The organism is Variovorax guangxiensis (assembly GCF_003952165.1).
In the GTDB taxonomy this organism is placed as follows: Bacteria; Pseudomonadota; Gammaproteobacteria; order Burkholderiales; family Burkholderiaceae_C; genus Variovorax; species Variovorax guangxiensis.
In genome coordinates, this window is the sequence record NZ_RXFT01000003.1 from 288,113 (window position 1) to 310,789 (window position 22,677).

Below are 22,677 nucleotides of genomic sequence, written 5' to 3' on the forward strand. Positions count from 1 at the left end.
TTCCTTCATGCATTCCAGGGCTGCTGCAGCGGCAACGCCGTCGTCATTGCCATCGCGCCTCGCGGCGACGATCTTCCCGATTCTTCTTCTCGGACTCGCCGCCCTCTTGACCGCCAGCCTCATCGCCCCGAAGGCCCACGCCGCCGACGCCACGCCGGCCACGACGCACACGCTCATCATCGACACCGACCCCGGCGCCGACGACGTGATCGCGCTGCTCTTCGCCATGGCCTCGCCCGAGCAGCTGAAGATCCAGGCGCTCACCACCGTGGCCGGCAACGTGCCGCTGGCCAAGACCTCGCGCAACGCACGCCTGGCGCGCGAGTGGGCGAAGCGGCCCGACATCGCCATCTACGCCGGCGCGCCGCGCCCGCTGCTGCGCACGCCGATCTACGCGGCCGACATCCACGGCAGCGAAGGCATTACCGGCGTGAAGGTGCACGAGCCCAGCCAGCCGCTGGCCGAGGGCAACGCGGTCGACTACCTGATCCGCACGCTGCGCGCCGCGCCCGAGAAAAGCGTGACCCTCGCGATGCTCGGCCCCGAGACCAACCTCGCGCTGGCGCTCACGCAGGCGCCCGACATCACGCGCGGCCTGCGCGAGCTGGTGCTCATGGGCGGCGCGCACTTCAACGGCGGCAACATCACGCCCACGGCGGAGTTCAACGTGTTCGCCGATCCGCACGCGGCCGAGATCGTGCTCAAGAGCGGCGTGCCGATCACCATGCTGCCGCTGGACCTCACGCACAAGGTGCTCACGAGCCCCGAGCGCATCGCAAAACTGCGCGGCCTGGGCAACCAGGCCGGCAAGACCGTGGCCGACATCCTCGACGCCTACGTGCAGCACGACATGCAGTACTACGGCCTGCCCGGCGGCCCGGTGCACGATGCGACAGTGGTCGCCTACCTGCTGCAGCCCTCGCTCTTCAGGGGCCGCAAGGTGAACGTGGAAGTCGACAGCCGCGAGGGGCTGGGCTTCGGGCAGACGGTGGTCGACTGGTACGGCGGGCTGAAGAAGCCGGCCAATGTGAACTGGATCGCGGAAGGCGATGCCCAGGGGTTCTTCGATCTGCTGACGCAGAGGATTTCGCGGCTGCCTTGAGGGCCCCGCTTCAGATCGCCGCTTCGCCTTCGCGCGACGCCTTCAGCCCGGAATGTTCGGCTCCACCAGCTGGGCCAGCGAGACCAGCGACTCCTGCCACCCCAGGTAGCACATCTCCGTCGGGATCATTTCGGGAATGCCTTCCTGCACGATCGAGACGTCGGTGCCGCAGGACACCTCGGTCAGGACCACGGTGGTCTTCATCGTGCCCGGAAGGTTCGCGTCGTCGAAGGCCGCGTCGTAGGCGATGCGCTTGCCCGGAACGAGTTCGAGGTACTTGCCGCCGAACGAATGGCTGTTGCCGGTACCGAAGTTGGTGAATGACATGCGCCATGCGCCGCCTACCACCGGCTCCATCGCGTGGACCTTGCCGACGAAGCCGAAGGGTGGCAGCCAGCGCTCGAAGGCGCCGGGCTGGACGAATGCGCGGTAGACCTTGTCCGGCGAGGTACGAAGGACGCGGTGCAGACGGACGGTGTTGGTAGCCATGATTGATTGCTCCTGAAGAAAATCGAGGACGACCCTCGATAGCACGTCGGATGAGCCTGATGAAAATCGACAGGCGCCGAGATCAGGGAAAACCCGTAGCCGCAAGACATGACCTGGCCGAAAGCAAGAAAGCCGCGCTGCCCGAATGACAGCGCGGCTTTTGCTTCCTGGCCTTGCGGCAGCCGATCAGTGCTGCAGGATCTTGTTGAGGAAGTCCTTGGTGCGCGGCTGGCGGTTTTCCGGGTGGCCGAAGAACTCGTCCTTCGAGCAGTCTTCCAGGATGCGGCCGCCCACGTCGATGAAGATCACGCGGCTGGCGACCTTGCGGGCGAAGCCCATTTCGTGCGTGACCACCATCATGGTCATGCCTTCCTTGGCGAGGTTCACCATCACGTCGAGCACCTCGCCGACCATCTCGGGGTCGAGCGCCGAGGTGGGCTCGTCGAACAGCATGACGATGGGGTCCATAGACAGCGCACGGGCGATGGCCACGCGCTGCTGCTGGCCGCCGGAGAGCTGGCCCGGGAACTTGTCCTTGTGCGCCATCAGGCCCACGCGGTCGAGCATCTTCAGGCCGCGGGTCTTGGCTTCGTCGGCCGAGCGGCCGAGCACCTTGATCTGGGCGATGGTGAGGTTCTCGGTCACCGACAGGTGCGGGAACAGCTCGAAGTGCTGGAACACCATGCCGACCTTGGAGCGCAGCTTGGGCAGGTTGGTCTTGGGGTCGTGCAGCGGGATGCCGTTGACGGTGATCTCGCCCTTCTGGAAGGGCTCGAGCGCGTTCACGGTCTTGATGAGCGTGGACTTGCCGGAACCCGACGGGCCGCACACCACCACCACGTCGCCCTTGGCGATGCTGACGGAGCAGTCGTTGAGCACCTGCACCGGGCCGTACCACTTCGATACGTTCTTGATTTCGATCATTTTTTCGGACATTTCTTTCTCCGGTTAGCCACTCAAACTGTCAGCGGATGATGGCGATTTTCTTGTGCAGGCGTTTAACGAGCCACGAAAGGGCGTAGCACATGACGAAGTACACGACGGCGGCCAGCAGGTAGGCCTCTTCAGGACGGCCGAAGTTCTTGCCGGCGGTCTCGAAGCCCTTGAGCAGGTCGTAGGCGCCGATGGCGTAGACCAGCGAGGTGTCCTGGAACAGGATGATGGTCTGCGTGAGCAGCACCGGCAGCATGTTCCGGAAGGCCTGGGGCAGGATGACCAGCTTCATGTTCTGGCTGTAGGTCATGCCCACGGCCATGCCGGCGAAGACCTGCCCGCGCGGGATCGACTGGATGCCGGCGCGCATGATCTCGGAGAAGTAGGCCGCCTCGAAGCAGATGAAGGTGATGACGGCCGAGGTTTCGGCCCCGATGGGGCGGCCGATCACGAAGGGCACCAGCAGGAAGAAGCCCAGAATCACCATCACCAGCGGCACGGAGCGCATGCCGTTGACGTAGGCCGCGGCGGGAAAGTCCAGCCACTTCTTGCCCGACAGGCGCATGAGCGCCAGCAGGGTGCCGAAGAAGATGCCGCCCAGCGTGGCCACGGCCGTCAGGACGACGCTGAAGTAGAAGCCTTTCAGCACATAGGTGCTGATGAGGTTCCAGTTGTAGAAGGAAAAGTCGAGATTCATCATGTCAGTGGCCCCCCGTGCCGCCGGCGGCGACGAAGCCCGGCACGCGCACCTTGCGCTCGATGAAGGTCATGATGCGGTTGATCAGCATGGCGCTGATGACGTAGAGAGCGATCACGCCGATGTAGATCGGGATCTGGGCCGAGGTCTCTTCACCGGCCTGCAGGTAGAACTGCGTGAGCTCGGGGATCGACACCGCGAAGGCCACCGACGAATTCTTGAAGATGTTCATCGATTCGCTGGTCAGCGGCGGCATGATGATCCGGTACGCCATGGGCAGCAGCACGAAGCGGTAGTACTGCGGCGTCGTGAAGCCCACGGCCATGCCCGCGTAGCGCTGGCCGCGCGGCAGCGCCTGGATGCCCGAGCGCAATTGCTCGGCGATACGCGCCGAGGTGAAGAAGCCCAGCGCGCAGACCACCAGCACGAAAGGCGGCAGGTCGCGCATCGGCGGGATCATCTTGGGCAGCACGAAGTACCAGATGAACACCTGGACCAGCAGGGGGACGTTGCGGAACAGCTCCACCCACGCGTTGCCGAACCGGACCAGCCAGGGGCTGTCGGGCAGCGTGCGCAACGTGCCGATGATCGAGCCCACGACCAGCGCCAGGAACAGGGCCGTGAGCGCCACGCTCACGGTCCAGCCCCATGCAGTCAACATCCATTGCAGATAGGTCTGGTCCGATCCGCGTGCGAAGCAGCTTGCGACCACTTCATTGGTGAGCGTGTCCTGGCAAAAGACCGACATGTCCAGGTTCAGCATCCATCCTCCTTCGCGGGTCAGGGCCCGCGCCCATTGCATCGAAAAGCCCGCGTCGGCAGGGTGCCGCGCGGGCTTGGCTTTTCAGGTCTCGCGACGCCTTACTTGGGGGCGTAGGCTTCCATGGGCTTGTCGTTCGGGTTGGCCCATGCGGCCTTGGTGCCTTCCGAAGCCGGCATGTTCAGGTTGACGTTGTTCGGGGGGATCGGCTGCATGAACCACTTGTCGTACAGCTTGGCCAGCGAGCCGTCCTTGATCTGGCGCACGATGCTGTCGTCGACGGCCTTCTTCAGCTTGGCATCGCCCTTGGGCAGCATGCAGGCGATGGGCTCGACCGACAGCACTTCGCCGACGATCTTGAAGTCCTTGGGGTTCTTCGACTTTGCGGCGTTGGCGGCCAGGATGGAGCCGTCCATCACGAAGGCATCGGCGCGGCCCGATTCGAGCAGCAGGAAGCTGTCGGCGTGGTCCTTGCCCATGACTTCCTTGAAGTCGACGCCTTCGGCGCGCTTGTTCTTGCGCAGCGTCTGGACCGAGGTGGTGCCGGTGGTGGTGGCCACGACCTTGCCCTTCAGGTCGGCGATGCCGTTGATGCCGGAATTGGCCTTGGTGAGGATACGGATTTCTTCCACGTAGGTGGTGTAGGCGAAATCGACGTCCTTCTGGCGGGCCGCGTTGTTGGTGGTGGAGCCGCACTCGAAGTCGATGGTGCCGTTCTGGACCAGGGGCACGCGGTTCTGCGAAGTGATCACCTGGTAGTTGATGGTCAGGGGCTTGCCGAGGTCCTTGCTCAGGTCCTTGATGATGTTCTCGGCCATTTCGGTGTGGAAGCCGACGTACTTGCCGCCGCCCAGGGTGTAGGCCAGGCCGGAAGAGTCACGCACGCCCAGGTTCACTGCGCCGCGCTCCTTGATCTTGGCGAGGGTATCGGTGGCCTGCGCGAACGCGCCGGTTGCCACGAACGCCGTCACTGCCAGCGCGAGCAATTGCTTTTTCATCAGAAGACTCCTTGGGAAATAGACAGAAAGAAACAAATTCTAGACACACACCGTGCTTGGGCACATCGGTAACCACCCCGGTGCACGGCACACTGAACTGTGCGGTTTCGCGCAGGGGTGGGCGCCCGTCTGGTGCGAGGGCCTCTTCATGACGCCGATGGCAGGGGGTTAGCAGCCTTCGTGCCTGTCGGCACGGCCGCGGGGGGAACGGGTGCGGCCAATCTTACAGGTTGCGTCAGGTTCTCCGGCACCAGCAGCGCGTCCATCTCGGCACGGGTCATGATGCCCAGCGACTCGGCCACCAGGTCGATCGGCCCGCCGGTGGCCAGGGCGGTCTTGGCGATGAGCGCGGCCTTCTCGTAGCCAATGAGCGGGTTCAGCGCCGTGACCAGCGTGACCGACTCGCGCACCCGCTTCGCAAGGAACTCGCGGTTGGCCTCGATGCCTTCCACGCAGTTGTGCTGCAGCGTGGTGCACGCGCGGCCCAGGTGCTGGATGCTCTTGAAGAGGCTCCAGCCCATGATCGGCTCGAAGGCGTTGAGCTGCAGCTGGCCGGCTTCGGATGCCAGCGTCACGGTGATGTCGTTGCCGATGACCTCGAACGCCACCTGGTTCATGACTTCCGGGATCACCGGGTTGACCTTGCCCGGCATGATCGAGGAGCCCGCCTGCCGCGCCGGCAGCCGGATCTCGCCGAAGCCGGCCTGGGGGCCGCTGGAGAGCAGCCGCAGGTCGTTGCAGGTCTTGCTGAGCTTGGTCGCCACGCGCTTGAGCACGCCCGACAGCTGCACGAAGGCGCCCGTGTCCTGCGTGGCCTCGACCAGGTTGGCGGCCTGCTTCAGCGGCACGCCGGTCTGCTCGGCGAGGTACTGGCAGGCCAGGTTCGCGTAGCCGTGCGGCGCGTTGATGCCGGTGCCGATGGCGGTGGCGCCGAGGTTGATTTCCTCGATGAGGGCGCGCGCCTCGCGCAGGCGGGCCTCGTCCTCCTCGATCATGACGGCGTAGGTCAGGAACTCCTGGCCCAGCGTCATCGGCACGGCGTCCTGCAGCTGGGTGCGGCCGATCTTGAGGATGTCCTTGAACTCCAGCGCCTTGGCCTCGAAGGCGCGGCGCAGCGAAGCCATCGACTCGAGCAGCCGGCCGATGGCGAACCACAGCGCCAGGCGCACCGCGGTGGGGTACACGTCGTTGGTGCTCTGCGAGGCGTTGACGTGGTCGTTGGGGTGCAGCACGTCGTAGCGCGCCTTCTCGTGGCCCAGCTTCTCCAGCGCGAGGTTGCAGATGACCTCGTTGGCGTTCATGTTGGTCGAGGTGCCGGCGCCGCCCTGGATCACGTCGACCACGAACTCGTCGAGCAGCTTGCCCTCGACGATGTCGTCGCAGGCCAGGATGATGGCCGCGGCGCGGTCGCGGTCGATGGCGCCGAGGTCGGCGTTGGCCCGGGTGGCGGCCTTCTTCACGTAGGCCAGCGCGCGCACCAGGTCGGGCATGGCCGAGATGCGGGTGCCGGAGATGGGGAAGTTCTCGACCGCTCGCGCCGTGTGCACGCCCCAGTAGGCGATGGCGGGGATCTGCTTCTCGCCGAGGAAGTCGTGTTCCGTCCTGAAATTGGAGCTCATGGGAGGTTCCTCGGCTTAAAAAAAAGCACGCGCAGGGCGCGTGCCGTGGGTTGGGATCGTGACAGCGAAAAGCAGCCGCGACTGTAGTGGCGCCGGATTCGGTGCGCCAATGCCTTTTGCGGGAGGGCCTATGCGCGGCATTTATAGATTGTGCGATGCACAAATTCCGGTGAAGCCGCCCTGCCGTCAGCGCTGCGGCTGGGTGCCGACGAGATAGGACCACAGCGCATCGGCCGTGCGCTTGGGCTGCAGGGTGTCGGCCGCCTTCAGCGCGGCGCGGCCGGCGCCGGCCTTGAGCGGAGCCGGCGTGCCGGGGCGTTCCCGGTACGCGCGGATCTCCATGGTCGCCTCCAGGCTGTCGATCTCCGGCGGCAGCGCGCTCACCAGCTTGCGCGCCTTGATCTCCTTGCGCACCGCGCTCTGCGGCAGGAAGGCGATGCCGTGCCCTTCGAGCGCCATCACCTTCAGGCCCTCGGCCATGTCGGTCTCGTAGACCCGGTCGAGGTGGATGGCGGTGCCCGATTCCTTCAGCAGCTGGTCGACCACGCGGCCCAGGTAGGCGCCCGGCGCATAGCCCAGGTACGGGAGCGGCTGGCCCGGGCGGCCCGGCAGGCGGTAGCGCGGCGCGCCCTCGGCGTCGGCCTTGACCCAGGGAGCGACGGTTTCCTGGCCGAGGCTGACCATCTCGTACTTGTTGGCGTCGAGCTGCAGCGGCTGCGAGGGGTGGTGGTAGGCGATCAGCAGGTCGCAGCTGCCTTCGACGAGGCGCAGCACCGCGTCATGCACGTTGAGCGCGATCAGCCGGCTCTTGATGGGCCCGAAATGCTCCCTGAGGCTGGTCACCCAAGAGGGAAAGAAGGTGAAGGCCAGCGTGTGCGGCACCGCGATCTCGATCACGTCCTGCCCGGCGGCCGAGTGGCCGCGCAGCATGGCGCGGGTGCTCTGCAGCGACTGCAGCATCTCGATGGCCTGGCTGTAGAGCGTCTGGCCCGCGGGCGTGAGCCGGGTCGGGTACGAGCTCCGGTCCACCAGGTCGGTGCCGGCCCAGCCTTCGAGCGCCTGGATGCGGCGGGAGAACGCCGGCTGCGTCACGTGCCTCAACTGGGCCGAGCGGCTGAAGCTGCGGGTTTCCGCAAGGCTGATGAAGTCTTCGAGCCACTTTGTTTCCATACGCGGCGATTATGCGAGCGCCGCGCCATACTGGGCGCCCCCTCCTTTTCCCTCATCCGCCATGCCTCAAGCCGACCTGCTCGACCTCAGCGCCACCGAACTCTCCCGCCGCATCGCCGCGCGCGAGGTGTCCTGCCGGGAACTGATGCAGGCCTCGCTGGCCCGCATCGAGGCGCTGAACCCGCGCTTCAACGCCATCGTGTCGCTGCGCGATCCGCAGCAGTCGCTGGCCGAGGCGGACGAGCGCGACGCCGAGCTGGCACGTGGCGAACGGCGCGGCTGGATGCACGGCTTTCCGCTGGCAGTGAAGGACCTGAGCCATGCGGCCGGCCTGCCGACCTCCATGGGCTCGCCGCTGTCGCCGCGCTCCGCCGCCCGCGCAGACAGCCTGCACGTGGCGCGCGCCAGGGTCGCCGGCGCCATCGTCATCGGCAAGACCAACACGCCCGAGTTCGGGCTCGGCTCGCACACCTACAACCCGGTGTTCGGCATCACCCGCAACGCCTACGCGCCCGAGCGCAGCGCGGGCGGCAGCAGCGGCGGTGCGGCCGTGGCGCTGGCCCTGGGCATCCTGCCCGTGGCCGACGGCAGCGACATGATGGGGTCGCTTCGCAACCCGGCCGCCTTCAACAACGTGATCGGCATGCGCCCCTCGCGCGGACGCGTGCCGGGCAACCCCGACGAGGAACTCTTCTTCCAGCAGCTGGGCTGCGAAGGTCCGATGGCGCGCACGGTGGAAGACGCGGCGCGGCTGCTGGCCGTGCAGGCGGGCTTCGACGCGCGCGTGCCGCTGTCGTCGCCGCATGCCCTGCCCTCGCCCGACGAACTGCGGCTGGAGGGCGACGGCAAGGGCCTGCGCATCGGCTGGCTCGGCAGCATCTGGCCCGACCTGCCGCTGGAAGCCGGCATCCGCGAACTCGGCGAGAAGGCACTCGGCACCTTCCGCGACATCGGCTGCGAGGTCGAGCCCTGCACGCTCGACGTGCCTCGCGAGCACAACTGGAGCGCCTGGCTGCGACTGCGGCAGCTGCTGGTGGGCGGCAAGCTGGGCGCCTACCTGAGCGATCCGAAGCTGTTCGCGCAGCTCAAGCCCGAGGCGCAATGGGAGATCGAGCAGAGCCGGCACCTCGACGCGGCCTCGCTCTACCAGGCTTCGGTGTACCGCTCGAACGTGTACCGTGCCTTTCTCAAGCTCTTCGAGCGCTTCGACTTCGTGCTGGCGCCGACGGCGCAGGTCTTTCCCTTCGACGCCGAGTTGCACTGGCCTTCCGAAGTGGCCGGCGTGAAGAGCGACACCTATCACCGCTGGATGGAGATCGTCACGCCCTTCACGCTGGCAGGGCTTCCGACGCTCAACGTGCGCGCGGGTTTCGGCGAAGGCGGGCTGCCGATGGGACTGCAGCTGGCGGGGCCGATCCATTCGGACCTCGAGGTGCTGCGGCTCGGGCATGCGTATGACCAGGCATGCAGCTGGGCGGCGCGCCGCCCCTCGGTATTGGCTTGACTCCCTCCCCCGGCGGGGGAAGGAGCAGATGCATCAGATCGGCGTGACGACGCCGCGCCCCGCGAAGTGCCCTTCGGCATTCGCGAGGAAGTGGTCCACCGACTTCTGCGTCGCCTCGGGCGACCAGCCCGCCATGTGCGGCGTGAGCAGCACGTTGTCCAGCCCGATCAGCGGCTCGGGCCGCTTCGGCTCGCTCTCGTACACGTCGAGGCCTGCACCGGCGATGCGGTTCTCGCGCAGCGCCGCGGCCAGCGCCTCGGTGTCGACCACGCTGCCGCGGCCGATGCTCACCAGGTAGCCCCGCGGCCCCAGCGCGTCGAGCACTTCGGCATTGACCAGGTGCTTCGTCGCCGGTCCGCCCGGCGCGGCCAGCACGAGGAAGTCGGCCCATGCGGCGAGCGACTTCAGGTCGTCGAAGTAGCGCTGCGCCGCGCCCTCCTTCGGCTTGCGGTTGTGATAGCCCACTTCCATGTCGAAGGCCGCGGCGCGCTTGGCGATCTTCTGGCCGATGGTGCCCATGCCCAGGATGCCCAGCTTCTTGCCCGACACGTTCGGCGGCTGCGGAATCGCTTCGCGCCACACGCCTTCGCGGCACAGCCGGTCGAGCTTGCGGAACTCACGCACGATGCCGATCAAGAGGCCGAAGGCGTGGTCGGCCACGCAGTCGTCGTTGGTGCCGGCACCGTTGGCGGTCGCGATGCCGCGGGCGCGCGTCACCTCGAGCGGCACGCCTTCGTAGCCCGCGCCCATGCAGCAGACCAGCTCCAGCGCGGGCATCGCGTCGATCTCCTCGGGCGTGATGCCGATCACGCCGATGGTCAGCACCGCGCGGAACTTCCTGCCGTGCTGGGCAATGGCAGCCGCGCGCTGCCCGGGGTCGAAGGCGTAGGTCATGTCGTAGACCTCGGCGATCTGGGCCTGGTGGGCGCTCGAGAGGCTGTTGAGCACCAGCAGGGGGATCTTGTTCGACACGTCTGAACTCCTGGAATCGATAAAAAATAAGGAACGGATGATCGCGCTACATCAGCGGTCCTGCTTCGCTCTTCTGCAAAGCCCACATCTGCGCGTAGCGCCCCTGCTTCGCGAGCAACTGCGCATGCGTGCCGCGCTCGACGATCACGCCGCTTTCGAGCACCAGGATCTCGTGCGCATCGACCACCGTCGACAGCCGGTGCGCAATGACCAGCGTGGTCTTGCCCTGCGCGGCATTCTTGAGTTCGGACTGGATGGCGCGCTCGTTGGCCGAGTCGAGTGCCGAGGTGGCCTCGTCGAAAATCACGATCGGCGGGTTCTTCAGCAGCGTGCGCGCGATGGCCACGCGCTGCTTCTCGCCGCCCGAGAGCTTCAGGCCGCGCTCGCCCACCGTCGTTTCGTAGCCCTTGGGCGTGGCCACGATGAAGTCGTGGATGCGCGCGGCGCGGGCGGCGGCTTCCACCTCTTCACGCGTGGCGCCGGGGCGGCCGTACGCGATGTTGTATTCGACGGTGTCGTTGAAGAGCACCGTGTCCTGCGGAACGATGCCGATGGCCTTGCGCACGCTCGACTGCGTCACTTCGCGGATGTCCTCGCCGCCGATGGTGATGCGACCTTGCTGCACGTCATAGAAGCGGTACAGCAGCCGCGCCAGCGTCGACTTCCCCGAGCCCGAGGGGCCGACCACAGCCACCGTCTTGCCGGCCGGGATCTCGAAGCTCACGTGCTTGAGGATGGGCCGGGCAGGCTCGTAGGCGAAGCTCACGTCCTCGAAGCGCACCGTGGCGTCGGCGCCGGCCAGCGGCTGCGAGCCGGGCGCATCGCGCACCTCGCGCTCCTTTTCCATCAGCACGAACATCTTGTCGAGGTCGGTCAGGCTCTGCTTGATCTCGCGGTAGATCACGCCCAGGAAATTGAGCGGAATGTAGAGCTGGATCATGAAGGCGTTGACCATCACCAGGTCGCCCAGCGTCATGCGCCCGTCGACCACGCCCGAGGTCGCGCGCCACAGCATCAGCACCAGGCTGATGGCGATCAGCGCCTGCTGGCCGGTGTTGAGCATGCTCAGCGTGCGCTGGCTCTTGATGGCGGCCTTGCGGTAGCGGTCGAGGCTGGCGTCGTAGCGGCCGGCCTCGAAGTCCTCGTTGTTGAAGTACTTGACGGTCTCGTAGTTCAGGAGCGAATCGACCGCGCGGCTCTGCGCCACCGAGTCGAGCTCGTTCATGGTCTTGCGGAACTTCGTGCGCCACTCGGTCACGGTGACGGTGAAGACGATGTACAGCACCAGCGCCGCCACCGTGATCCACACGAAGAAGGCGTCGAACTTCACGCCCAGGATGGTGAGCACCAGCACCAGCTCGATGATGGTGGGCACGATGCTGTAGAGCGACATCGAGATCAGCGAATGCACGCCGCGCGTGCCGCGCTCGATGTCGCGCGTCATGCCGCCGGTCTGGCGCTCCAGGTGAAAGCGCAGGCTCAGCGAATGCAGGTGGCGGAACACCTCCAGCGCGATCTGCCGGGCCGTGCCCTCGGTGGCCTTGGCGAAGATCAGCTCGCGCAGTTCGCTGAACAGCGAGGTCGAGAAGCGCAGCAGCCCGTAGGCCAGCAGCAGCCCGATGGGCACGATGAGCAGCGCCTGGGCCAAGTCCGGAGCACCGGGCTTGGGCGTCATCGTGTCGACCAGGTTCTTCAGCAGCACCGGCACGCCGACGTTGGCCACCTTGGCGCCGACCATGAAGGCCAGCGCGGCGAGCACGCGCCACTTGTACTGCCAGAGATAGGGGAACAGCCGGCGCAGGGTCGCCCAGTCGGAGCGATCGCCTGCGGGTGCCGGCGCCTGGCCGCCGGCGGCGTGGGAGGAAGGAAGGGCTTCGCCGCTGCGGCGCATGGGGGACAATCGTGGTTGCTTGTTTGTTCCAGATTGTGCCCATGTCAGATACTTCCAGTGCCGCCTCCACGGCCGCCGCCACCCTCAAGAGCCTGCCCACCGACATGGAGCTGGTGCTCAAGGTCATTCCGATGCCGGCGGACTGCAACGCCAACGGCGACATCTTCGGCGGCTGGGTCATGGCCCAGTGCGACCTGGCCGGCTCCGTCATCCCCGCGCGCTACGCCAAGGGCCGGCAGGCCACGGTGGCGGTCAACGAGTTCATCTTCAAGCAGCCGGTGCGCCTGGGCGACATCCTGTCGTTCTATTCGAAGCTGGTGCGCATCGGCCGCACGTCGGTCACGGTCATGGTCGAAGTCTTCGCCGAGCGCTTCCGCGCGCAGGGCGAGTACATCAAGGTGACGCAGGCCACCTTCACCTACGTGGCCATCGACGACAACGGCCGTCCGAGGCCGATCGAGAAACCGGACGCCTGATTCGCGGCTGAAGGGGCCGGACAGCCGAACGCAGAGGGCGCGAAGGTTTCGCGAAGGACGCGAAAGAAAAACCAGATTTCTTTGGATTTCTTTGGATTTCTTCTGCGATCTCTGCGGAACCTTCGCGCCCTCTGCGTTCGGCTGTCCGCTCCCCCGAAACCTCAAACCCCAGGGTCGCGCACCCGCTCGAAACGTTCGAACTCGCGGTTGACCCACCGCCCGTCGCGCCGCTCCACACGGCGGATGTACACCGTCTGCACGATGTCGCGGGTGTGGGCATCGATCTCGACAGGCCCGCGCGGGCTTTCGAGCTTCAGCCCGCGGAACGCATCCACCAGCCGCTCCCCGCCCGCGTTGCCGCGTGCGACGGGCGAGGCCATCGCGGCGTCGATGGCCTCCAGCGCGTCGTGCGCCGCGACCGCGAAATAGCCGGGCCGCAGATGGCTGCCGTATTCGGTCTCGAAGACGCCGGTGAAGCGCCGGTTGGCCGGCGAGTCGTGGGCGAAGGAATAGTGGTGGCTGGTGACGAGCCCGTCGGCCAGTTCGCCGATGCCTTCCAGGTAGTGGTCGTCGGTGGCGTCGCCCGTGGCCAGCAGGCGGATGCCGGTGTCGGCCATGCCCCGGTCGCGCCAGAACTTGAGGAAGGTGGCCGGCATCTGCCCCGAAGGCAGGAAGAAGAACACCGCCTGCGGCTTCAGTTCGCGCAGCCGCAGCATGTAGGCCGAGTAGTCCAGCGTGGCCAGCGGCACCCGCAGCATCGCGCCGATGCGGCCGCCGCCCGCGGTGAAGCCCGAGACGAAGGCGCTCTCGGCATCGACGCCCGAGGCGTAGTCGGCCACCACGGTGCAGACGTCGCGCAGCCCCTGCTGCAGCGCCCATCGGGCCAAAGGCATCGTGACCTGCCCGATGGTGAATGACACGCGCACCGCATACGGGCAGCGCGCCGTGATGCCCGAGGACGCCGCGTTCATCACGATCAGCGGCAGCCTGGCCTGCGTGGCGACGTTGCCGACGGCGTAGGCGTTGGAACTGAAGTCCAGGCCCGCGAGCAACTCGACGCGCTCGCTTTCCACGAGGTCGAGCGCCTGGCGGCGGGCCTGGTCGGGCGCACTGCCCGGCACGTCGCGCCGCAGCAGTTCGACCGGCCTTCCGGCGATGTGCTGGTTGTGCGCCGCGAGCCACACGGACATGCCGGCATCGAACTGCCGACCGCCGCCCGCGTAGGGGCCGGACCATGAACCGATGACGCCGATGCGCAGCGGCCGGATGCGCGCCAAGGCCAGCGAGGGGGCGGCCAGGGTGCCGGCCAGCAAACCTAAAGTACGCCTGCGAGAGATGCCGGATGCTACTTTTTCAGTAGCATCACTCGCCCGTTGGCCGGGCGTCGTGAGCGTTCTTGTCTCCTGATCTTGCACGCCGGCCAGTGTAAGCGCGCAAGCCTCCGCAGACGACGCAGACCCTTTTCAGATCTTGCTGAAATCCGGCTTGCGCTTTTCCATGAAAGCGCTGAAAGCCTCCCGCGCAGCCGGTTCGCGCAGCATGCGCCCGAAGCTCGCGCCCTCCTCGCCCATGCGCTCCAGCACGGCGGGCATCTGGCCCTTCTTCAGCAGGCGCTTGGTTTCCACCAGCGCGCTCAGTGGCTTGGCCGCCAGCTTGCGCGCCTGCGCCTGGGCGATGGCGTTCGCCTCGGTCGGCGGCACCACGCGGTTGACCAGGCCCACTTCGAGCGCGGCCTCGGCCATGAAGGGTTCGCCCAGCAGAAGCGCCTCGGCGGCGCGGTGGTAGCCCAGCATCTGCGGCACCAGCAGGCTCGAAGCCGCCTCGGGGCACAGGCCCAGGTTCACGAAGGGCATCGAGAAGGCGGCGTTGTCGCCCGCGTAGACGAGGTCGCAGTGGAACAGCATCGTGGTGCCGATGCCGACGGCCGGACCGCACACCGAAGCGACGAGCGGCTTGGGAAAGGTCGCGATGCCCCGAAGGAAGCGGAACACCGGCGATTCCTGCGTGGCCGGCGGTGCATTGAGGAAGTCGCCGATGTCGTTGCCCGCGCTGAAGATCGTCGGGTCGCCCTGGATCAGCACGCAGCGCACGGCCGCATCGGTTTCGGCTGTGGCGAGTGCGTCGGCCAGTTCGGCGTACATGCCGCTGGTGATCGAGTTCTTCTTGTCGACGCGGTTGAAGGTGATGGTCATCACACCGGCTTCGGTGTGGACGAGGATGTCGCTCATAGAAAGATCCTTGAATGAAACGGGTGGTGCCGCCCTCAGGCGGCGTCGAGTGCTTCGCGTACGAAATCGAGCCGGTCCTGGCCCCAGAACATTTCGTCGCCGACGAACATGGTGGGCGCGCCGAACACGCCTCGCTCCACGGCTTCCTGGGTGACGGCCTTGAGCCGGTCCTTGGTTTCCTGCGCACCGGCCAGCGCGAGCAGCGCGGGCGCGTCGAAGCCCGCATTCTGCAAGACGGCGCCGACGGTCGCCGGGTCGTTCATGTTCCGGGGCTCCACCCACATCGCATGGTAGACCGCGTCCACATACGCGCCGAAGCGCTCGGGCTCCTTCATCTGGATGCCGGTGGCGCCGCGCATCAGCAGCAGCGTGTTGATCGGGAAGTGCGGGTTGTGCGCGAAGGGCACGCCGTAGCGCTTCGCGAAGCGCTGGAGGTCCGTCGTCATGTACGGTCCCTTGGGCTTGATCTCGGCCGGCGAATGGTTGCCGGTGGCCTGGAACACGCCGCCGAGCAGCATGGGCTTCCACACCAGCTGCGCGCCGGTGTCGGCGCACACGTGTGGCAGCTGCGTCGCGGCCAGGTAGGCGGCGGGGCTGCCGAAGTCGAAATAGAAGTCGACGGATTTCGTCATTGCTCTTGTCTCCTTCCTGGAATTCTTCAAAACTTCTCGGACCACGGGCGCAGGTCGAGCTCGTGCGTCCAGGCGTCGCGCGGCTGCGAGTGCAGCATCCAGTAGCTGTCGGCGATGTGGTCGGGGTTCAGGATGCCGTCGCTTTCCTTCAGCGCATAGCGCTCGGGGAAATTGCTGCGGATGAACTCGGTGTCGATGGCGCCGTCGACCACCACGTGCGCGACGTGAATGCCCTGCGGCCCGAGCTCGCGCGCCATCGACTGGGCCAGCGCGCGCAGCGCCATCTTGGCGCCCGAGAAGGCGCCGAAGTTGGCGCCGCCGCGCAGCGAGGCCGTGGCGCCGGTGAAGATGATCGTGCCGCGATGGCCGGTCTTCGGCATCTCGCGCGCCACCATGCGTTTGGCCACTTCGCGCCCGTTGAGAAAGCCCGAGAAGCAGGCCATCTCCCACACCTTGAAGTACTTGCGCGCACTTTCGGTGAGGATGCTCTCGGGCACGTTGGCGCCGATGTTGAACACCATCACCTCGATGGGCCCGATGGTCGATTCGATCTGCTCGACGAGCGCGACCACTTCCTCTTCCTTGCGCGCATCGCATGCGAAGGCATGCGCGCGGCCGCCGTCGGCCTCGATCTGCGCCACCAGCGGCTGCAGCTTGTCGAGGCTGCGCCGCGTGACGCAGGTGGCATAGCCTTCGCGCGCGAAGCGGCGGGCGATGGCACCGCCGGTCGCGTCGCCAGCGCCGACGATGAGTGCGGCTTTCTGCAGGGCGGCCATGGTGCTATTCCTTGTAGTAGACGATCTGGTTCGAGGTGGCGAGCAGCACGCCCTTCTCGCTCCACAGATGCGCCGTCTGGTCGAAGAAACCGTTGAAGAACTGCTGTCCCGCGGCGCGGCCCAGCAGGTAGCCCGTGCCGACCTCTGCAAGCTGCTGCGGCCCGGCATGGAAGTAGGTGGTGATCGACACCGTGCCCGCCGGCACGTGCTTCGCGCGGCGCAGCCAGACGCGCGGATAGAACATGTCGCTCATCGCGGCGAGCGATGCGAAGTCCAGCGGCCTGGGCTCGGCATCGCGCAGCCAGATGCGCGTCTCGCTGTGTTTCAGGCTCTCGTCCCACTTGGCGGGAATGCCGCCGCTGAAGGGGCGCATCTCGTACTGCTTGATCCACGCCACGCCCGAAGGGCCGATGCTCATGCGCTCGACCGTCTCGGGCCTGGGCGATTCGGGCATCGGCATGTCGCTCTCGCCCCATGTCTCGCGGCGCGCGGCCGTTACCACGGTGGCGGTGGTCGTCATGTTGGGCGCGCCGCTGGCGCCGGCCTGCGTGATCTGCACCGTCCAGTGCTGCGTGGAGCGGTTGGTACGCACGGCCGTGGCCTGGATGTCGAAGGCGCCGGCCTCGATGGCCGCTGCGTAGTTGACCGTGATCGCGATGGGCGTGCCGAGCACGTCGGGGTGCTGCATAACCGACTGCAGCGCGAGCGCCGCGGTGGTTCCGCCGAAGGGCCCGACCATGTTCCAGTAGTCGGGGCTGGTCATGCCGGTGAAGTGCCCCACGCGGATGTCGCTGTGGTGGATCTTCAGGGCCTTGTCGAAGGGGTGCGTGCTCGTCGTCATGGCAGGCAGTGTGCCTCCGCTGGCCCGCGTCACGCAGTCGTGTGCGGGACGTTGGCGTGCTGCACCGCAGTACGGTCCGTCAATGCGGCGAGCCGGTTCAGCTTGTCCACCGTGCTCGGCCAGAGGCTCTGGCTGAACTGCTCGCGGAAGAAGCCGAAGTGGCCGATGCGGCGCGCCTGCACGTCGGCCGGCGCGATGCGCTCGACCGCGCTCGGCGCGCCGGCATAGAGGCTCACGAGGCTGTTGGTGCCCGCGAGCGTCATGAGTTCGTCGTCGGTCATCGACAGCGCGAGCACCGGAAAGCGCACGCGGTTGTAGCTGCGCGCGGCGAGTTCGCCCTCGGCGCCGACGCTGTAGCGCGGGTTGAGGCACCAGCGCCGCCATTGCAGGATCACCCCGCGCGGCAGGTCGCCCACCTTCTTGAGCTTGCGCCCCGGGAAGTAGCCGAACAGCCGCGTGACCAGTGGCACCAGCACGAACCAGAAGTACAGGATGGTGCGCTTGAGCTTCGGCGCGTTCTCGCGCCAGTAGCCGCTGCCGGCCGCGATGCTCACCAGCCCGTCGACCTGCTCGGGCCGCTGCAGGAAGCCCGGCAGCTGCGCGCCGAGGCTGTGGCCCAACAGGTAGAGCGGTTCGCTGGGCAATGCAGCCTTGGCCGCATCGATCACCGCTTCGTAGTCGTGGGCCCAGTCGAACAGGTCGGCATCGACCTCGCGCAGCGGCACATCGCCGCGCGAGTCGCCCGAGCCCCGATAGTCGAAGGTCCAGACGCGCAGGCCCTGCTGCGACAGCCACTGCGCGAAGGGCTCGTAGAAGGACTGGCGCACGCCCATCGCGCCGCCGATCACCACGCTCGCGCGAGGCGTGCCGGCGGGTTCGTAGCGGCGCACCGCCAGTTGCTGTGCGCCGCCGTCGACCGGAAGCTGCTGCGTGTGCATGAAGCTGTCTCCTTCGTTGTGCCGGCACTCGTCGCGGTGCCTTGCGCGTCGTCTATCAGACGCGTTCAAAGATCCCTGCGGCGCCCTGGCCCATGCCCACGCACATCGTGACCATGCCGTACTTCAGGTTCTCGCGGCGCAGCGCGTGCACCACGGTGGCCGAGCGGATGGCACCGGTGGCGCCCAGCGGATGGCCCAGCGCGATCGCGCCGCCCATCGGATTGACCTTCGACGCATCGAGCCCCAGCGTGTTGATGACGGCCAGCGACTGCGCGGCGAAGGCTTCGTTGAGCTCGAACCAGTCGATGTCCTCGTGCTTCAGGCCGGCATAGCGCAGCGCGGCGGGAATGGCCTCGATGGGGCCGATGCCCATGATGTGCGGCGGCACGCCCTTGCTGGCGAAGCTCACGAAGCGCGCGAGCGGCGTCAGGCCGAACTGCTTCACCGCCTTCTCGCTGGCCAGGATGAGCGCACCGGCGCCGTCCGAGGTCTGCGAGCTGTTGCCCGCCGTCACGGTGCCGCGCGCGGCGAACACGGTGCGCAGCTTGGCCAGGCCTTCGAGGCTGGTGTCGGGGCGCGCGCCTTCGTCGAGATTGACGGTGCGGGTCCTGGCGATGGACTCGCCGGTCTCCAGGTTCGGCGTGCGATCGGTCACCTCGATGGGCGTGATCTCGTCGGCGAACTTGCCGGCCTGCTGCGCGGCCAGCGCCTTCTGGTGCGAGGCGAGCGCGAACTCGTCCTGCGCCTCGCGGCTCACCTTCCACTGCTGCGCCACCTTCTCGGCCGTGAGGCCCATGCCGTAGGCGATGCCCACGTCGCCTTCGCGTTCGAAGATGGCAGGCGACAGCGACGGCGAGTTGCCCATCATCGGCACCATGCTCATGCTCTCGACACCGGCCGCGATCATCACGTCGGCCTCGCCCACGCGGATGCGGTCGGCGGCCATCTGCACGGCCGACAGGCCCGAGGCGCAGAAGCGGTTGACGGTGATGCCGCCCACGCTGGTCGGCAAGCCAGCCAGCACCGCGCCGATGCGCGCGACGTTCAGGCCCTGCTGCGATTCGGGAATCGCGCAGCCGCAGATGATGTCTTCGATGGCCTTCGGGTCGAGGCTCGGCACCGCCGCGAGGGCGGCGCGCAGCGTGGTGGCCAGCAGGTCGTCGGGGCGGTAGTTGCGGAAGTAGCCCCGGTGCGACTTGCCGATGGGGGTGCGGGTGGCGGAGACGATGTAGGCGTCTTGGACTTGCTTCATGGCTTGAGATTCCTGGTGTCTTGTCTTGCTCGTTCGCCCGATGGGACGGCGGCTTTCTGTCTTGCTCCCTCTCCCGCTTGCGGGAGAGGGTTGGGGTGAGGGCTGTCTTCCTGCAGCGCCTGCAGGATCCGCTCCCGCACCGCGTCGGTCTGCGTCAGCACTTCTTGGTTCCAGAAGCGAAGCACGCGATAACCCTGAGCTTCGATGAAGCGCGTGCGCTCCTCGTCGTACGCGACAGCCTCGGCGTGCTGCCCGCCGTCCAGCTCGACGATCAGCTTCGTTTCGATACATGCGAAGTCTGCGAAGTACGGGCCGATCGGACGTTGGCGGCGGAACTTGAAGGTGGCCATGCGGCGGTCGCGCAGGTGGTGCCAGAGCAACGCCTCGGCATCGGTCGGGGTCGCGCGAAGGCTGCGAGCCCTCACCCTAGCCCTCTCCCGCGAGCGGGAGAGGGAACCGGCCGTGTCGAGGTTTTCGCTCATGGTCCTTGCGAGATCAGTTGCGCACTGGCTTGCCGGTGCTGAGCATCCCCATGATCCGCTCCTGCGTCTTGGGATGCACGATGAGCGAGCAGAACGCCTTGCGCTCCAGCGTCATCAAATATTCCTCGGTCACGAGCGAGCCCGCGTCCACGTCGCCGCCGGTGACCACGTTGGCGATCAGGCTGGCGATGTGGAAGTCGTGCGCGCTGATGAAGCCGCCGTCGCGCATGTTCACGAGCTGGCCCTTGATGGTGGCGGCGCCGCTGCGGCCCGCAACGCGGAAGGCGCGGCGCAGCGGGGGGCGGTAGCCGGCGTCGGCCATGGCCTTGGCCTGCTGCAGGGCCACATACAGCAGCTCGTCCTTGTTCGGCACGATCACGTCGCTGTCGAGCAGGTAGCCCAGCTTCTTCGAGTCGAGCGCGCCGGTGCCCACCTTCGCCATCGCGGCGGCGGTGAAGCCTTCGGTGAGGAAGGGCAGCAGGTCGGTGCCGGTGGAGGCCGAGGCGTTCTCGGCCGCACGGCGGGCGATGTAGGTCAGGCCGCCCGCGCCGGGGATCAGGCCCACGCCCACTTCGACCAGGCCGATGTAGCTTTCCATCGCGGCAACGCGTTTGGCCGAGTGGATGGCCAGCTCGCAGCCGCCGCCCAGCGCCATGCCGCGCACGGCGGAGATCACCGGCACGTTGGCGTAGCGGATCTTGAGCATCACGTTCTGCAGCTCTTCTTCCGCGCCCTCGACCGCGCCGATGCCCGCGACCACGAAGGCCGGCAGCATCGCCTGCAGGTCGGCGCCGACCGAGAACACCTCGTCGGGCGACCAGATCACCAGGCCCTTGTACTCGGCCTCGGCCAGCTCGACCGCGGCGCCCAGCGCCTCGGCCACGTCGGGGCTGATGGCGTGCATCTTCGAATGGATGCTGGCGATGAGCACCTCGCCATCGAGCGTCCACACGCGCACGTCGCCTTCGTCGCTGATGGTGGTGCCCGCCGTGTTGGCATCGGCCGCGTTGGCGCCGAGCACGCTCTCGGGGAAGAGCTGGCGCTCGTGCACCGGCAGGCGGCGCTGCGGCACGAACTTGTTCTGCGAGGCGCTCCACGAGCCCTCTGGCGTGTGCACGCCGCCGGCCTCGGCCACCGGGCCTTCGAACACCCACCTGGGCAGCGGTGCGCTGCTCAGCGCCTTGCCGGCGTCGATGTCTTCCTGCACCCACTTGGCGACCTGCGCCCAGCCGGCTTCCTGCCAGAGCTCGAAGGGGCCCTGCTTCATGCCGAAGCCCCAGCGCATGGCGAAGTCGATGTCGCGCGCGCTCTCGGCGATGTCGCCCAGGTGCACGGCAGCGTAGTGGAAGCCGTCGCGCAGGATGGCCCAGAGGAACTGCCCCTGCGGTCCTTCGCTCTCGCGCAGCAGCTTCAGGCGCTCGCCCGCGGGCTTCTTGAGCATGCGGCCGTACACCTCGTCGGCCTTGGCGCCGGCGGGCACGTATTCGCCGCTCTCCAGGTCGAAGCGCAGGATGTCGCGGCCGGCCTTCTTGAAGAAGCCGGCCTTGGTCTTCTGGCCCAGGTTGCCCAGCTCGAGCAGCTTGGCGAGCACGGGCGGCGTCGCGAAGTTGGCGTAGAACGGATCGGTCTCGGCGTTGAGGTTGTCCTGCAGCGTCTTCACGACGTGGGCCATCGTGTCGAGCCCCACCACGTCGGCGGTGCGGAATGTGCCCGAACTGGCGCGGCCCAGCTTCTTGCCGGTCAGGTCGTCCACCACGTCGGGCGTCAAACCGAACTTCTCGACTTCCTTCAGCGTGGCCAGCATGCCGGCGATGCCGACGCGGTTGGCGATGAAGTTGGGCGTGTCGTGCGCGCGCACCACGCCCTTGCCCAGCGTGCTGGTGACGAAGGCTTCGAGGTCGTCGAGCACCTGCGGCTCGGTGGTGGGCGTGTTGATCAACTCCACCAGGAACATGTAGCGCGGCGGGTTGAAGAAGTGGATGCCGCAGAAGCGCGGCTTCAGCGCCTCGGGCAGCGCCTCGCTGAGCTTGGTGATCGACAGGCCCGAGGTGTTGGAGGCCAGGATCGCATGCCTGGCGACGTGCGGCGCGATCTTCTTGTACAGATCGAGCTTCCAGTCCATGCGCTCGGCGATGGCCTCGATGACGAGGTCGCACTCGGCGAGCTTGTCGAGGTTGTCGTCGTAGTTGGCCTGCTCGATCAGCACGGCGTCGGCCACGTCGCCCAGCGGCGCGGGCTTGAGCTTCTTGAGGTTGTCGATGGCGCGCGTGACGATGCCGTTCTTCGGGCCTTCCTTGGCCGCCAGGTCGAACAGCACGACAGGCACGCGCACGTTGACGAGGTGGGCCGCGATCTGCGCGCCCATCACGCCGGCGCCGAGCACGGCGACCTTCTTCACTTGAAATCGGGACATGTTGATTGGTGTGTGTTGTGGGAAACCGTGCGCCGCTTACTGCACGCGGTTCCAGGTTTGGGTGCGCCAGAACGGGCCAAGGTAGCCGCGCACTTCGAGCTTCTTGCCGCCATCGACGGGCGTGAAGCTCGCGCGGTATTCCTTGCCGTTCTCGGGGTCGAGGATCTTTCCGCCTTCCCAGACGTCCTTGCCCTCGGCCTTCTTGCCGCCGCGGATGATCTCCAGGCCCGCGATGGGCTTGCCCTTGCGGTCGTCGCTGCATTCCTCGCAGACCGCGTCGGGCTTGGTGTCCTTCTTCAGCGACTTCTCGATGCGCCCGAGCAGGGCACCGTTGGCTTCTGCGATGCGAATCTCGGCCTTGACCTCGCCGGTCTTGTCATCGACGTTGCGCCACAGGCCCACCGGCGTGACGCCCGCGCCTTGCGCCATGGCGGAGGCGGCGGTGACGGTGAACAGGACGGCTGCAAGCGTTGCTTTCATGAGCGGCTCCAGGTTGGGTGTCGG

22 protein-coding genes are annotated in these 22,677 nt (G+C 67.1%); 3 read left to right on the top strand and 19 right to left on the bottom strand.

The window, feature by feature from the left end; all coding sequences use genetic code 11:
- The first annotated feature begins 7 nt into the window (after positions 1 to 7).
- A complete protein-coding gene (locus EJP67_RS09820) occupies positions 8 to 1,102 on the top strand; it encodes a nucleoside hydrolase (protein ID WP_240650576.1) in 1,095 nt (364 codons plus the stop codon).
- 42 nt (positions 1,103 to 1,144) lie between these two features.
- On the opposite strand, the gene EJP67_RS09825 is transcribed toward EJP67_RS09820, so the two are convergent.
- The 7 genes from EJP67_RS09825 to EJP67_RS09855 form a co-directional block, all read right to left on the bottom strand.
- Positions 1,145 to 1,591: an SRPBCC family protein gene (locus tag EJP67_RS09825; RefSeq protein WP_126021521.1), complete on the bottom strand. Its 447-nt coding sequence runs from the start codon at positions 1,589 to 1,591 to the stop codon at positions 1,145 to 1,147.
- Positions 1,592 to 1,777: 186 nt separating this feature from the next.
- Positions 1,778 to 2,515, bottom strand: coding sequence for an amino acid ABC transporter ATP-binding protein (locus tag EJP67_RS09830; RefSeq protein ID WP_126021710.1), 738 nt, complete (start codon positions 2,513 to 2,515; stop codon positions 1,778 to 1,780).
- 40 nt (positions 2,516 to 2,555) lie between these two features.
- Complete coding sequence (locus tag EJP67_RS09835) at positions 2,556 to 3,224, bottom strand: amino acid ABC transporter permease (RefSeq protein WP_184634543.1); 669 nt, start codon at positions 3,222 to 3,224, stop codon at positions 2,556 to 2,558.
- Between the two features lies 1 nt (position 3,225).
- Positions 3,226 to 3,984 carry an amino acid ABC transporter permease gene (locus tag EJP67_RS09840; RefSeq protein WP_375792069.1) on the bottom strand — a complete coding sequence of 253 codons (759 nt, stop codon included), beginning with the start codon at positions 3,982 to 3,984 and terminating at the stop codon, positions 3,226 to 3,228.
- A gap of 98 nt (positions 3,985 to 4,082) precedes the next feature.
- Positions 4,083 to 4,979 (bottom strand): transporter substrate-binding domain-containing protein, encoded by an 897-nt coding sequence (locus EJP67_RS09845; RefSeq protein WP_126021523.1) that lies wholly within the window; start codon positions 4,977 to 4,979, stop codon positions 4,083 to 4,085.
- A 146-nt stretch (positions 4,980 to 5,125) separates the two neighbouring features.
- A complete protein-coding gene (locus EJP67_RS09850) occupies positions 5,126 to 6,598 on the bottom strand; it encodes an aspartate ammonia-lyase (protein ID WP_126021524.1) in 1,473 nt (490 codons plus the stop codon).
- Between the two features lie 186 nt (positions 6,599 to 6,784).
- Entirely contained in the window at positions 6,785 to 7,768 is a 984-nt protein-coding gene (locus EJP67_RS09855) for a LysR substrate-binding domain-containing protein (protein WP_126021525.1), read from the bottom strand.
- Between the two features lie 61 nt (positions 7,769 to 7,829).
- Between EJP67_RS09855 and EJP67_RS09860 the strand changes: the two genes are divergently transcribed.
- On the top strand, positions 7,830 to 9,272 hold the full coding sequence (locus tag EJP67_RS09860; RefSeq protein ID WP_126021526.1) for an amidase: 1,443 nt from the start codon (positions 7,830 to 7,832) through the stop codon (positions 9,270 to 9,272).
- 33 nt (positions 9,273 to 9,305) lie between these two features.
- Here the strand turns inward: EJP67_RS09860 and EJP67_RS09865 are convergent, their stop codons facing one another.
- Entirely contained in the window at positions 9,306 to 10,244 is a 939-nt protein-coding gene (locus EJP67_RS09865) for a 2-hydroxyacid dehydrogenase (RefSeq protein ID WP_126021527.1), read from the bottom strand.
- 46 nt (positions 10,245 to 10,290) lie between these two features.
- Positions 10,291 to 12,135 (bottom strand): ABCB family ABC transporter ATP-binding protein/permease, encoded by a 1,845-nt coding sequence (locus EJP67_RS09870; RefSeq protein WP_126021528.1) that lies wholly within the window; start codon positions 12,133 to 12,135, stop codon positions 10,291 to 10,293.
- A 41-nt stretch (positions 12,136 to 12,176) separates the two neighbouring features.
- Between EJP67_RS09870 and EJP67_RS09875 the strand changes: the two genes are divergently transcribed.
- Positions 12,177 to 12,611 carry an acyl-CoA thioesterase gene (locus tag EJP67_RS09875; RefSeq protein ID WP_126021529.1) on the top strand — a complete coding sequence of 145 codons (435 nt, stop codon included), beginning with the start codon at positions 12,177 to 12,179 and terminating at the stop codon, positions 12,609 to 12,611.
- Between the two features lie 161 nt (positions 12,612 to 12,772).
- On the opposite strand, the gene EJP67_RS09880 is transcribed toward EJP67_RS09875, so the two are convergent.
- From EJP67_RS09880 to EJP67_RS09925, 10 genes are all read right to left on the bottom strand, one after another.
- Positions 12,773 to 13,879, bottom strand: coding sequence for an ABC transporter substrate-binding protein (locus EJP67_RS09880; protein ID WP_126021712.1), 1,107 nt, complete (start codon positions 13,877 to 13,879; stop codon positions 12,773 to 12,775).
- Between the two features lie 195 nt (positions 13,880 to 14,074).
- Entirely contained in the window at positions 14,075 to 14,839 is a 765-nt protein-coding gene (locus EJP67_RS09885) for an enoyl-CoA hydratase (RefSeq protein WP_126021530.1), read from the bottom strand.
- Positions 14,840 to 14,874: 35 nt separating this feature from the next.
- A complete protein-coding gene (locus EJP67_RS09890; RefSeq protein WP_126021531.1) occupies positions 14,875 to 15,471 on the bottom strand; it encodes a 2-hydroxychromene-2-carboxylate isomerase in 597 nt (198 codons plus the stop codon).
- Between the two features lie 26 nt (positions 15,472 to 15,497).
- A complete protein-coding gene (locus EJP67_RS09895) occupies positions 15,498 to 16,247 on the bottom strand; it encodes an SDR family oxidoreductase (protein ID WP_126021532.1) in 750 nt (249 codons plus the stop codon).
- Between the two features lie 4 nt (positions 16,248 to 16,251).
- On the bottom strand, positions 16,252 to 17,088 hold the full coding sequence (locus EJP67_RS09900) for an acyl-CoA thioesterase (RefSeq protein WP_126021533.1): 837 nt from the start codon (positions 17,086 to 17,088) through the stop codon (positions 16,252 to 16,254).
- Between the two features lie 29 nt (positions 17,089 to 17,117).
- The gene (locus EJP67_RS09905) at positions 17,118 to 18,026 is read right to left on the bottom strand and encodes an alpha/beta hydrolase family protein (RefSeq protein ID WP_126021534.1); all 909 of its coding nucleotides are present in this window, start codon (positions 18,024 to 18,026) and stop codon (positions 17,118 to 17,120) included.
- A gap of 55 nt (positions 18,027 to 18,081) precedes the next feature.
- Positions 18,082 to 19,278 carry an acetyl-CoA C-acyltransferase gene (locus EJP67_RS09910; protein WP_126021535.1) on the bottom strand — a complete coding sequence of 399 codons (1,197 nt, stop codon included), beginning with the start codon at positions 19,276 to 19,278 and terminating at the stop codon, positions 18,082 to 18,084.
- Complete coding sequence (locus EJP67_RS09915; RefSeq protein WP_126021536.1) at positions 19,275 to 19,760, bottom strand: endonuclease domain-containing protein; 486 nt, start codon at positions 19,758 to 19,760, stop codon at positions 19,275 to 19,277. Before EJP67_RS09915 ends, EJP67_RS09910 begins: the two co-directional genes overlap by 4 nt.
- Before the next feature lie 13 nt (positions 19,761 to 19,773).
- Complete coding sequence (locus tag EJP67_RS09920; protein ID WP_126021537.1) at positions 19,774 to 22,173, bottom strand: 3-hydroxyacyl-CoA dehydrogenase/enoyl-CoA hydratase family protein; 2,400 nt, start codon at positions 22,171 to 22,173, stop codon at positions 19,774 to 19,776.
- 36 nt (positions 22,174 to 22,209) lie between these two features.
- The gene (locus EJP67_RS09925) at positions 22,210 to 22,653 is read right to left on the bottom strand and encodes a DUF2147 domain-containing protein (protein ID WP_126021538.1); all 444 of its coding nucleotides are present in this window, start codon (positions 22,651 to 22,653) and stop codon (positions 22,210 to 22,212) included.
- Positions 22,654 to 22,677 lie beyond the last annotated feature (24 nt).